This is a genomic window from Neobacillus citreus, from assembly GCF_018343545.2.
GTDB classification, from domain to species: Bacteria; Bacillota; Bacilli; order Bacillales; family Cytobacillaceae; genus Neobacillus; species Neobacillus citreus.
Genome location: NZ_JAGYPE020000054.1, coordinates 1 through 11,744, shown reverse-complemented (window position 1 = coordinate 11,744; position 11,744 = coordinate 1). Strand labels below are relative to the sequence as shown.

The 11,744-nt window shown below is 41.3% G+C and carries 11 protein-coding genes and 1 pseudogene; 1 reads left to right on the top strand and 11 read right to left on the bottom strand.

Annotation, left to right across the window (positions count from 1 at the left end):
* From KHB02_RS22645 to KHB02_RS22595, 11 genes and pseudogenes are all read right to left on the bottom strand, one after another.
* Window positions 1-410: pseudogene (locus KHB02_RS22645) on the bottom strand (stage V sporulation protein D); the annotation flags it as partial.
* A gap of 128 nt (window positions 411-538) precedes the next feature.
* The gene (locus KHB02_RS22640; RefSeq protein WP_213140841.1) at window positions 539-2,776 is read right to left on the bottom strand and encodes a penicillin-binding protein; all 2,238 of its coding nucleotides are present in this window, start codon (window positions 2,774-2,776) and stop codon (window positions 539-541) included.
* Complete coding sequence (gene ftsL / locus KHB02_RS22635; RefSeq protein WP_213140842.1) at window positions 2,773-3,132, bottom strand: cell division protein FtsL; 360 nt, start codon at window positions 3,130-3,132, stop codon at window positions 2,773-2,775. The genes KHB02_RS22640 and ftsL overlap by 4 nt, the downstream gene beginning before the upstream one ends.
* A gap of 32 nt (window positions 3,133-3,164) precedes the next feature.
* Window positions 3,165-4,097 carry a 16S rRNA (cytosine(1402)-N(4))-methyltransferase RsmH gene (rsmH, locus tag KHB02_RS22630; RefSeq protein WP_213140843.1) on the bottom strand — a complete coding sequence of 311 codons (933 nt, stop codon included), beginning with the start codon at window positions 4,095-4,097 and terminating at the stop codon, window positions 3,165-3,167.
* Between the two features lie 70 nt (window positions 4,098-4,167).
* Entirely contained in the window at window positions 4,168-4,599 is a 432-nt protein-coding gene (mraZ, locus tag KHB02_RS22625; protein WP_213140844.1) for a division/cell wall cluster transcriptional repressor MraZ, read from the bottom strand.
* Window positions 4,600-4,748: 149 nt separating this feature from the next.
* A complete protein-coding gene (gene bshC, locus KHB02_RS22620; RefSeq protein WP_213140845.1) occupies window positions 4,749-6,383 on the bottom strand; it encodes a bacillithiol biosynthesis cysteine-adding enzyme BshC in 1,635 nt (544 codons plus the stop codon).
* A gap of 91 nt (window positions 6,384-6,474) precedes the next feature.
* Window positions 6,475-6,870 carry a DUF3397 domain-containing protein gene (locus KHB02_RS22615; protein ID WP_213140846.1) on the bottom strand — a complete coding sequence of 132 codons (396 nt, stop codon included), beginning with the start codon at window positions 6,868-6,870 and terminating at the stop codon, window positions 6,475-6,477.
* The gene (locus KHB02_RS22610; RefSeq protein ID WP_213140847.1) at window positions 6,867-7,766 is read right to left on the bottom strand and encodes a 2-dehydropantoate 2-reductase; all 900 of its coding nucleotides are present in this window, start codon (window positions 7,764-7,766) and stop codon (window positions 6,867-6,869) included. Before KHB02_RS22610 ends, KHB02_RS22615 begins: the two co-directional genes overlap by 4 nt.
* Window positions 7,767-7,873: 107 nt before the next feature.
* On the bottom strand, window positions 7,874-9,415 hold the full coding sequence (locus tag KHB02_RS22605; RefSeq protein ID WP_213140848.1) for an acyl-CoA carboxylase subunit beta: 1,542 nt from the start codon (window positions 9,413-9,415) through the stop codon (window positions 7,874-7,876).
* 11 nt (window positions 9,416-9,426) lie between these two features.
* On the bottom strand, window positions 9,427-9,639 hold the full coding sequence (locus tag KHB02_RS22600; RefSeq protein WP_213140849.1) for a biotin/lipoyl-containing protein: 213 nt from the start codon (window positions 9,637-9,639) through the stop codon (window positions 9,427-9,429).
* 14 nt (window positions 9,640-9,653) lie between these two features.
* Window positions 9,654-10,991 (bottom strand): acetyl-CoA carboxylase biotin carboxylase subunit, encoded by a 1,338-nt coding sequence (locus KHB02_RS22595; protein ID WP_213140850.1) that lies wholly within the window; start codon window positions 10,989-10,991, stop codon window positions 9,654-9,656.
* 233 nt (window positions 10,992-11,224) lie between these two features.
* Here KHB02_RS22595 and KHB02_RS22590 point away from each other — a divergent pair, with 233 nt between their 5' ends.
* Window positions 11,225-11,692, top strand: coding sequence for an N-acetyltransferase (locus tag KHB02_RS22590; RefSeq protein ID WP_213140851.1), 468 nt, complete (start codon window positions 11,225-11,227; stop codon window positions 11,690-11,692).
* Window positions 11,693-11,744 lie beyond the last annotated feature (52 nt).

The following is an 11,744-nucleotide window of genomic DNA, read 5'->3' as shown; positions in this document are numbered from 1 at the left end:
AATGCCCGGATCTCCTTTGCTTTTTCATGGGAGATCTTTCGCCCTTCCTTTATCCGAACAATTCTCTCTTTTTGTGTTATCTCGCGATAGGCTGTTTCTTTAGGCATATTTAAGACTGAGGCCAGTTTTTCAGCTGTTGCCGCCGGGTCTTTAACCTGCCTTGGGACAACCCAGACAGTTGGGGCACTCATATTAGTCGCTAACGGAACACCATTGCGATCAACAATTTCGCCTCGCTGGGGCTCAAATGGAATATTCCGGCTCCAAGAATCCTTTGCACGTCCAGTCAACATGTCTCCGAGATAAAATTGTACATAACCTAGCCTGACATCAATAATCAAAAAGATCAGAATTCCGATGATTAGTGCAAGTAATAACCGTTTACGGACCGTTACATTTGAAACGCGCATATTTGAACAATGCCTCCTACTCCTTTACGTTATCGTTCATTTATATGCTTGTACTTCCTTGATTAGAACGGGTCCAAACGGTTCAAACCGCGGAAAAGAGGCTGTCCGATTACAGCCTCTTCCCTTAGTTAATCCTGCACTTTCTCTTCCTGATTGTCCTCTTGCTTTGTTCCCTCTTGCTGCTGCCCATTTATTTCCTCTGTCCATTGTTCTTCGGGCGTTTTAAGTTCGACAATCAAGAAATCATCCTTACGCAATAACGCTTGTGGTTGAATATTTTGACTAACAACATATCCTTTGCCTTTTGGATTCAAATTTAATCCTGCCAAATTGGCAACCTTCATGACATCCCTTAGTGACCATCCTGTTAGATCCGGAGCAGTCAATTCACCATTTGTTCGTATAACCACCTTTTCACCCTCGAGAATCTCCGTTCCGGCTTTAGGCAGCTGCTTGTCCACCTCGGTTCCGGATCCAAGAACCACCGCCTCAATTCCCTTGTCCTTTAGACTTTTTACCGCCTCATTCACGTCCATTCCCTGTAAATCAGGCAATTCGCTGACATTCGTTTTTTCCGTAGTGGAAGGCTGAATATTTAAGTAATGCAAGCTATTCTGCATGACAGGGTTAAAAATAGCCGACACAGGAATGGCACCTTGGCCTGCATCAAGTCCTTTCAGATCCGGCTGCTGTACGGCCACATAAACAATCAGTTTCGGGTCTTCCTTTGGAGCCATCCCTAAAAAGGAGAACATATAGTTGTTAACCCCGCTTAGGTATTTTCCATCCGGACCGGGAATATTAGCTGTTCCTGTTTTCCCTGCCACACTGTAGCCGTCAATTTTATAACGCCCGCCAGTGCCTTTTGGAGAGGTGACCACCGTTTCTAGGTAATCGAGAACCTTGCTGGCTGTTTCGGCAGAAATCGGGCTAGAAACAACCTCGGCAGTTTCTTCTTTTATTGTTTCGCCAGTATCATGATTGACAATTTTCTTGACCACACGCGGCTTTACCATTTTCCCGCCATTGGCAACGGCCGTAGCCGCCTGGATTTGCTGCATTGGTGTGATCGCTGTTCCTTGACCATATGCGGTCGTAATCTTTTCAATTGGATAAGTGTATTGAATTTTCCCAGATGTTTCATTTGGCAGTTCAATGCCTGTCGGCTTATCAAAACCAAACTTCGTTAAATATTCTCTGAATCTTTCAAAGCCCAATTTTTCCTTAGCAATTTTCGCAAACGCCACGTTTGAGGAGCGCTGTACACCTTCAAGATACGTAATGCTGCCCCAGCCAGACCCGTTGTGGTCATGGATGGCTTTATCCTTATCCGTCACCCGATAAGACCCGGACTGATATAGTTCATTTGGATCGAACACATTTTCTTGAACGGCTGCAGCAAGTGTAAAGATTTTCATCGTCGAACCAGGCTCAAACGAAGTTTCAATCGCTTCGTTATGCCAGCTATTATCAATCCCGTCTTTTGTCTTTGGATCAAAGGACGGCCGCTGGCCCATCGCTAATATCTCTCCTGTTTTCGGGTCGGCCACAATCGCAATAATTTTCTTCGGCTTGTAATCCTTAACCACTTTGTCCATGGCATCCTCTAAAAATGTCTGGATTTTCTTATCAATCGTTAAATAGACATCATTTCCATCTTTTGCGGGGATGACTTTTTCCTTTCCAGTAGGAAGAATATATCCCCATTTATCACTTTCATATTGTATTTTTCCATCTTTGCCAGTTAAGGCATCGTTATACGATTTTTCAACCCCCATTATGCCTTCATATTTGAAGGTATTATCCTTTTGTTTAACGCTGTCTGTATACCCTACTAAATGCGAGGCAAAGGTACCATTTGGATAAAACCTTTTCGAATCACGGATAAATGTAATTCCTGGCAGTTTCAGTGCCTCTATCTTTGTTTTTGTGTCATGGGTAATATCTTTTCCTGCCTTTCCAAACTCCACCTGAAACCGGCCTTTTATCGATAGTCTGCGGTAAATCTCTGATTCATCCATTTTAATATATTTGGCCAGCTCTTTTGCCGTTTTCTCTGGGTCCTTTACATGCATCGGTTTTTTTGGGTCAGTCGTCATTTTCTTATCAAGAATTGCTACTAAGGTATAAGATGCAGTATCCTCCGCAACCACCTCACCATTCCGATCGTAAATAACTCCCCGTACTGCAGGGATGGTTCCATTTCGGTTATATTTTTCCTGAGCAAGTGCTGATAACTTCTGGCCTGCTGCTTCACCAGTAACTTGAATGAAAAGAAATCTGCACAATAAGACAAAAAAGAGCAGGCTGAATATTATAAACAATATCGCTGCTCCGGAATTTATATATGGCTGTTTCTTAATCATTTCTGCTGCACAACCTTGACGTTATTTTCGTTTAATATTAATCCCATTTGTTTGGCTTTTTCATAAATCCGTTCGTACGTACTTAATTCACTAACTTGTACCTGCAGGTCACTATTAACTTTCTGCTGTTCCTTCACCTTGGCATCAACTGTTTGAATTTCTTTATTCACGTCATAGATTTTTGCCTGATTGTTTAGGAGATGGGCAGCCCCAAAGCAAACGACACCTGCAAAAACAACTCCGATTATTTTTTCACCTGGAGTAAGCCAGGATTTTTTTATTTTTACCTGTCTTTCGTCGCGTACTGTTTGTTCTGTTCGCTGCTGCTCTTGAACTTTCCTGGCAAGATTACTCAATCTTTTTCCCCTCCGGTTTGATTATTTATATTCTATATTTTTTCGGCAATACGTAGCTTTGCCGACCGCGCACGATTGTTGAGTTCCACCTCTTCTTCAGATGGAAGAATCGGTTTCCTTGTGATTAATTTTAAAATAGGCTTGTACTCATCCGGAATGACCGGCAAACCTGGCGGCAGCGGTGGTGTTTCACTTGCCTTTTTAAATGTTGCTTTACAAATTCTGTCTTCAAGCGAATGGAACGTGATGCAGCTGATTCGTCCGCCTTTATTCAGCAAAGAAATCGCCTGGTTTAAAGACTTCTCAAACACGCCAAGTTCATCGTTCACTGCAATTCTGACCGCTTGAAAAATTCGTTTGGCAGGGTGTCCGCCTTTTCTCCTTGCAGGGGCCGGAATCGCTTCCTTAATCAAGTCAACCAATTCAAATGTCGTTTCAATTGGTTTGACCGCTCTCGCCGCTTCAATCTTACGGGTGATTTGTTTCGAGAACTTTTCCTCACCATAGTGAAAAAAGATTCGGACTAATTCCTCATAAGACCAATGGTTAATGACATCATAGGCAGAGGTTGGTGCACCCGTATCCATCCTCATATCGAGAGGGGCATCATGATGATAACTAAAGCCTCTCTCAGGAGTGTCAAGCTGCGGGGAGGACACACCCAAGTCATACAGAACTCCATCAACTTTTTCAATTCCTTGTTTTTCAAGCTCTTCTTTTAAATGTAAAAAATTGCTTTTAATAATGGTTAAACGGTCGCCATATTCGGCTAATTTCTGCTCTGCATTTCTGATGGCTGTATCATCCTGGTCAAATGCAAACAATTTGCCTCCTGTCCCGAGTTTCGAAAGGATTAAAGAGCTATGACCGGCACCACCCAATGTACAATCCACATAAATACCATCAGGCTTAATATTCAAGCCTTCTACCGCTTCATCCAATAACACAGTTGTATGTTTAAACATTTAAGTACCACCTTTTCCAATCTATCGCAAAACATTTGTATGCAGAAAATATATTAAGATAACTTATCCATTATATATCAAAGCCAATCATATTTTCTGCAATTTCCGCAAAAGATTCTTCAGACTGTGAAAAATAGTCTTCCCAAATCTGCTTGCTCCAAATTTCGATTCGATTGGAAACACCCAAAATCACACATTCTTTATCTAATTTTGCATACTGCAATAATGGTGCGGGGATGTTAATTCTTCCTTGTTTATCCAGTTCACTCTCTGTTGCACCGGAAAAGAAGAATCGTGTAAAGGCACGGGCGTCTTTTTTTGTCAGCGGCAAGCCTTTTAATTTTTCTTCAATCAGCTTCCATTCTGATAATGGGTAACCAAACAAACATTGATCCAAACCCCTAGTGATGATGAACATCTCACCGAGTTCATCGCGGAATTTGGAGGGCACAATCATTCGTCCTTTGTTATCAATGCTATGATGGTATTCACCCATGAACATACCCACTACCCCCACTTTCTATTAAAAATGTACCACATTCCCCCACTTTCCACCACCTATTTTTTAACTATTCTTCTTTTAATCCAAAAATCCTTTCCAAATTAGTTTTTTTTTACAAAAAAAAGAAAACCCCACGTAAGTGAGATTTTCTAGATTTTGATAACCTTGTGCAGACCGTCAAATTCAAATGGTAATATCATAAGGTCTTTGATAAAAGTTAATCCATAATGATTTAGGTAATAGAAAATATTCCAGACTCTTTCCTGCGGGGATCCGTCTGGTCTTAAGGCGAGATTGATCCGGCTGAATTTTTTTAATTGGATATCGTGTCTCTGCTTTACTGCATCTTCGAGCTTTGTTTCCATGAACCCTATCTCCTTAAGAAGATAGCTTTCATTTTTCTTGAGCAGTGGCAGGAGACCACGGTCGATCACCGCTGTTTTTGCTTCAATAAACTGATATTGTTTAAGCAGTTCTTCCTTAACAGAAGAAAATAACATTTCAACTTCCTTATCCCTCACTGTTTCAAGAAATTGCTCTTTTTCTTGATTCGTTCCCCTTTGTAAAACTTCCTCTAGCTTTAAATCTAATTGTGTCACTTCCGCTTCCACTGAGCGGTCCAAAAACGTAATATTTAAACGAGGAACAATCGGTGGCATTTTCATGTTAAATTGTTCAAAGACAAGCTTTAGTTCCGCCCAATACGATATCTCGCCTGGACCTGCAATAAAGGCAAGGGTAGGAAAGATCCATTCCTGCATGAGCGGCCTGGTCACCACATTATTGCTAAATTTTTCAGGATATTGTGCTGCCATCTCCACTAATTCCTCTTGGGTGAAGGTAACTCTTCCACTTTTCCCCACAAAGCAATTGGCGGCCAGGTCATATTCCAGCAAAATGCGTTCTTTTAATTTTTGATCATAATAAAATAAATTAGCAGCATGTTCCCCCGCTTCGATGGTGATTGGGAATCCTTTATCTCCTATCTGCTTTTGCTGTTCCAATAGTGAAAAGGTGATTGCCTCGTGATTGACAATTTGCTCCGTTAGAAAATCCCTTTGAAGCTGCCGGAAGCTTTTGTCGCCGGAGTCAACAAGTAATAAACCATAATCCTTAAACAGTTCCATTATTATATAAGCGAAAAAGTCAACAAAGGTGGCTGATTTTTCAATCTGCCTTTCGGCAAACTCTAATAGCCGCTTCGTATGCTCCGATTCACCGAAATTCTCAATAATATTGCGAACCCATTCCCGGCAGATTTCCTGGTCCAATGGAATATCAGTAACCATTGGCTTGCTATGAACCTTTTTCGGATAGGTCCATTTATCAAGCTTTTCTTCCATCGGAACATAGACATGATTCACTTCTTGATAATCATGGTCTTCACCCGCAATCCAAAACACTGGGACAACTGGAATCCCAAGAAGCTTCTCTTTTTGTTCTGCCAATTTAATGATTGAAATAACCTTATGTATCGAATAAAGCGGACCTGTGAGGATTCCTGCCTGCTGTCCCCCAATTACGACTGCACTGTCCTCACGCTTTAACTTCTCAATGGAGTTTTTCACCGCTTCCGAGGTGCCAAATCGCTCCATAAAGCTTTCAATATGTGTGGCAGTCTCAATTCGCGGAAAGCTTCTCTCCTTTAATTCAGCCGTCCTCTTTAAATCTTCGTTTAAATCATTGAAGTGATAATGAAAAAAAGGCATAACATCCTTTGATTGCGCCAAGTAATTTGAAGCGAACCGGTTGGCCGCTGGTAAAGAGAGATTTAAAATCTCCATTCATGAACTCCCTTTCTGTAAACCCAAATTATTCTTTTAAGAGTATACCACTCCCCGGCCTATATAAAAAAAACATATGCCTCAATTTTTTTTAAGATGCTAACGAAAAGATAATGGCCCGATGAATGACACCAAATAGTGTCAGGGATATATAGGCAAGAAAAAATAGAAGAAAATTAAACCGCCAAAAACCTTTCATCACCTTTTTTAAAATGATCTCATCTTTCACTTTCCAATGGACAACAACAAAAATGATCGCGATGAAAATCATTACTAGTAGTATTATCCAAAAAAATGAATTCCCCCAAATTGTTTTTACTAAAAAATGAACAGAAATAATAAATAAAATGGTTGAATAATCAAGGGCATGATGCACTGATTTCCGAGTGTCATTCGTGATGAGTTTAAAGACAAGAAAAACGAGTAAAAAGCCAAGGAACGGCATAATGAACAACAGCGTTAACAAAGTCGATAGGACGGCGCTCAAAATTTCTCACTCCTTCCTTCTTGTTCTTTTCCCTTAATTAGGGAATATAACGCCTGTATTTGCGCGGCCTGTTTATGCAGCTTCTCAGCCTCATCCAAAAGAAACCCTAAAATGGCGTCCACCTCGGTTATTCTGCCCGCTTCCAAATCCTTCAGCATGGACGAACGATTTTCGGCTGTTGATTGACAGACATAATGAATATGCTGCAAATAGGCTTCCTTATCACCTAAACGCAGCACGTCCGAAATTTCCTCGAATAAGTTGTTCAGCGCCTGCAGGTAATATGGATTTTCGATTAAGTCACCGTTTTTGACGCGAAGAATAGCCGTCAGAGGATTAATTGCTGCATTGACAATCAATTTCTTTAGCAGCATATCAAAATAATTTTCTCTTATCACAATCGGAAAATCATTCGGTACTTTAGCAGCAAGAAACTGCAGCCAATCGGCCGTTCCTTTATAACTGGCAGCATTCGTGATTCCTTCCCCATTATGATAAACCGTGTAGGCATTTTCTCTTAAGGCACCGTGTTCCACAGAGCCTACCGCAATATTTTTTTCCTTAATCGCTTCGAGCAGCTTTAAATGCCCCATACCATTTTGGATAAATAGTAAGTTAGGTGCCGCCGAGCTGTTCACATTTTCAATAATCGTTTGCAGATGATATTGTTTTACAGCAACAACCGTAACAGTTTCTGTTCCTTTCCAATAGCTGATAGGCAAGGCTTGTACATTGGTGCTCGTCACAGTATCTCCTTTTTTTAGCACGATTCCATTTTGATTAATTTGCTCTGCTTGTGCGGGGGTTCTTGTGTATATAATAGTTTCAAAAGCCCTGCTCAAATAGGCAGCAAATAATAAACCTAATGAACCCGCTCCAATAATTCCAACCTTCATCGCTATCCCTTCTTTAAATCGTCTTACCCGTATTTTACCAAAATCAATTAATTGTTTGTAAAAAAATAAACCCTCTTCGACAGAAAGTTCGAAAAGGGATATTTTTTTTAGACTGGGTAGACAGGATGTTTCCTGACACCGAAGTTCAATTCTTTTGTTTCATAGTAATCAAAGCGCTGAATGAGTACGCTTCTTAATTCAGATGGGGCAACAATTTCATCAACAATAAGCTCAGAAGCCAGCTTATAAATGTCAATAGCTTCTTTATATTCCTTTTGCTTCGCCTGAACATAAGCGATTCTTTCCTTTGGATCGTTAATTTCATTTATTTTATTGGAGTAGACAGCATTTACCGCAGCTTCAGGACCCATTACGGCGATTTGCGCGGTAGGCAGAGCGATACAACAATCCGGTTCAAAGGCGGGGCCTGCCATCGCATAAAGACCAGCACCGTAAGCCTTGCGAACAATGACCGAGATTTTTGGCACTGTGGCAGAACTCATAGCAGCAATTAATTTAGCCCCATGACGGATGATGCCCGCACGCTCGACCTTTGTTCCAATCATAAAGCCCGGAACATCCGCCAAGAACAATAACGGAATATGAAAGGCATCACAAAGCTGAATGAATTTTGCGGCTTTATCCGCGGAATCGACAAACAGGACGCCGCCCTTTACCTTCGGCTGATTGGCAATGATGCCAACCGCTCTTCCATCTATTCTAGCAAGTCCAGTTATTAACTCAGGTGCAAATAATTTTTTAATTTCATAGAAGCTGCCGGCATCAACCAGTCGATCAATACACTCATACATATCAAACGGTGCATTTTGGTTTTCCGGAATAATCGCCTCTAATTCCCTTCCTTCCTTAGCCGCCGCACCAGCAATCTTTTTTGTCTTCTCTTTAAAATTGGCTGGAAAAAAGCTGATATATCTTTTGGCAGACTCAATTGCCTCCTCCTCACTGAAAGCCAGAACATCACCACAGCCCGAAATTGTACAATGCATTCGAGCCCCGCCCATTTCCTCCAGCGTCACCTTTTCGCCGATGACCTTTTCCGCCATTCGCGGCGACCCTAAGTACATGGAGGCATTTTGGTCGACCATGATGACAATATCGCAAAAAGCTGGGATATAGGCCCCGCCTGCTGCGGATGGCCCAAAAAGGATACATATCTGCGGAATCATGCCGGACAGCTTTACCTGATTATAAAAAATTCTTCCGGCCCCGCGGCGGTTTGGAAACATCTCTAATTGGTCGGTTATTCTCGCACCTGCCGAATCCACCAAATACAATAAAGGCACCTGTAATTTCTCAGCAGTTTCTTGAATACGGATAATTTTTTCAACGGTCCGCGCTCCCCAGGAGCCCGCCTTTATGGTGGAGTCATTTGCCATTACACATACAGTCTGGCCATTTATTTTGCCAATTGCTGTTACCACGCCATCAGCAGGCAAATCACCTGCCGTAAAGTTGGCAAATTTGCCGTCTTCTTCATATTTCCCATCATCAAACAATAATCTTAAGCGGTCACGGACGAACAGCTTATTCTGCTCTTTGGCCTTTTCATGATATTTTGGATGCCCGCCCGCTTCGATTTGTTTCCGGTATTCGTTTAATTGGTCATTTAATGTATTCGTCTGTGCCATAATGCCCCCTCCTAAACTAGAACAATCAGCACATCGCCTTCATTAACGAAGTCTCCGATGTTAACCTTTACTTCCTTAATCACACCTTCGATACTGCTTTCAATCGGAATTTCCATTTTCATGGATTCAAGCATTAATACTTCTTGACCCATGTTGATTGATTCTCCTGCTGCTGTGAAAATATTAAGTACGGTTCCTGCCATTGATGCTGTAATTTCTTTCATCTTTAAAACACTCCTTAGTTCACTAATGTTTTTGTTAAAAAGCTTGTGGTATAATTTCCATTTTGAAAATCTCTATTTGCAAGAATATTTAAGAATAACGGGGCATTCGTTTTAATCCCCTCAATTTTAATTTCCTGGAAGAAAGTCTCAGCCATTTCCAATGCTTTTTGCCGGTCTGCACCATAAAAAATGCATTTAGCTATCATTGGATCATAAAATGGGGTGACCGTTCCACCTTCTTCATAACCCGAATCGATCCGTATCCCTTCTTTTTCTTCCCACCTCAAGGTGGTGATTTTGCCAGGAGAAGGCAAAAACCGTACAGGGTCTTCCGCATAAAGACGAAATTCCACAGCATGGCCGGAAGAATGGACTTCTGATTGCAGCAGCGGGAGCCTTTCTCCCCGCGCAACGAGAATCTGCCATTTTACTAAATCAAGACCTGTAATAGATTCAGTTACTGGATGTTCAACTTGAAGTCTCGTATTCATTTCAAGAAAATAAAAATTCTCGTTTTCATCAACAATAAATTCAATTGTTCCCGCATTTGTATAATTGACAGCACGAGCCGCTTTAACGGCTGTTTCATACATTTTCTGCCTGACTGAATCGGAAAGAAACGGCGATGGCGATTCTTCGATAACCTTCTGGTGCCTTCTTTGGACGGAACAATCCCTTTCAAATAAGTGAATGAGATTGCCAAATTCATCACCGAAAACTTGAACCTCAATATGCCTGGCATCCGCGATATATTTCTCGATAAATACCTCATCCGACCCAAAATAGGCAAGCGCCCTTGCCTTGGTGGATGCGTATGACTTAGCGAGCGCTTGCTCATTTTCACATAACACCATGCCGATTCCGCCTCCGCCGCCGCTCGCCTTCAGCATAATCGGATAGCCTATATTTTCTGCTAAGGCAAGGGCCGCTTCAACCGTTTTTAAACCGGTGCCGCTGCCTGGGACAACCGGAACTCCCGCTTTTTCCATTGTTTGCCGGGAAACAATTTTATCTCCCATTAAATCAATTGTTTCGGGCTTCGGTCCGATAAAGATAATGCCTTCGTTTCTGGCTTTCTGTGCAAAAGCTGCATTTTCCGATAAAAAGCCATAGCCTGGATGGATGGCATCCACTTTTTCTGCTTTTGCTACCTCTAAAATTTTCTCTGCCTGTAAATAAGACTTGTTAACTTGAGCTTCCCCAATACACACCGCCCTCGTCGCAGCCTTTACAAAAGGCATCTCCCTATCTGCTTCGGAATAAACAGCAATTGTCTCAATTCCCATCGCTTGGCACGTTCTAATAATACGAAGGGCAATTTCTCCCCGATTGGCAATTAAAATTTTTTGCACATTTCTTCCCCTTTCCTGACCCAATGTCACTTTCACTATTAAGTTTCTACATCATTCTTCGAATTTCCTGCCATTTTTGAAACCGCTTTCGATTATTCGATGAGGAAATTTTAGTTTTTTTGTATTATAATGATAGTAATTCATTTGAATAATGAAAAAATTATTCATATCATGTTATTCAGTAAAAAAAAATATATACAAGGTTACAGAATATAATTTCTAGGAGGAAGAACATGGGGACTAAAGTGGAAAAATTAAAAGTTAATTTCAAAACTCTAGAAGAATTTAAAAAGTTTAAAGAATATGGCCTTCAAGAGCTTTCAATGTTTGAAGATCTTGAAGCCAATATGATAGACAATGATATCAATTCACCGTTTTACGGTATTTACTATGGAGATAAGCTTGTTGCCCGGATGAGCTTATACCAGATTGAAGCTAAATTCGATCGATATTTTTATCCGCCCCAAAGTTATTTGGAATTATGGAAACTGGAAGTATTACAAGACTATCAGGGAAAAGACTTTGGTAGACAACTTGTAGATTTCGCCAAAAGCTTTGGACTTCCAATTAAGACAAATGCAAGAATGCAATCTCGCGGCTTCTGGGAAAAGATGGGCTTTTCAAGTGTTGATTACGATATGGAACGAGACCGCGGGGAAAATCCGCTTGTCTGGTACCCAGAAGGTGTGGAAGCACAATAATATAAATGAAAACTCGCCGATTGGCGAGTCCGATAGGACGAAGACAGAGGCG

Excerpts from the sequence above, each read along its gene's own strand:
- mraZ (WP_213140844.1), bottom strand. The coding sequence starts at position 4,599 with ATGTTCATGGGTGAATACCATCATAGCATTGATAACAAAGGACGAATG.
- KHB02_RS22610 (WP_213140847.1), bottom strand. The coding sequence starts at position 7,766 with ATGAAGGTTGGAATTATTGGAGCGGGTTCATTAGGTTTATTATTTGCT.
- bshC (WP_213140845.1), bottom strand. The coding sequence starts at position 6,383 with ATGGAGATTTTAAATCTCTCTTTACCAGCGGCCAACCGGTTCGCTTCA.
- KHB02_RS22605 (WP_213140848.1), bottom strand. The coding sequence starts at position 9,415 with ATGGCACAGACGAATACATTAAATGACCAATTAAACGAATACCGGAAA.
- KHB02_RS22600 (WP_213140849.1), bottom strand. The coding sequence starts at position 9,639 with ATGAAAGAAATTACAGCATCAATGGCAGGAACCGTACTTAATATTTTC.
- rsmH (WP_213140843.1), bottom strand. The coding sequence starts at position 4,097 with ATGTTTAAACATACAACTGTGTTATTGGATGAAGCGGTAGAAGGCTTG.
- KHB02_RS22640 (WP_213140841.1), bottom strand. The coding sequence starts at position 2,776 with ATGATTAAGAAACAGCCATATATAAATTCCGGAGCAGCGATATTGTTT.
- KHB02_RS22590 (WP_213140851.1), top strand. The coding sequence starts at position 11,225 with ATGGGGACTAAAGTGGAAAAATTAAAAGTTAATTTCAAAACTCTAGAA.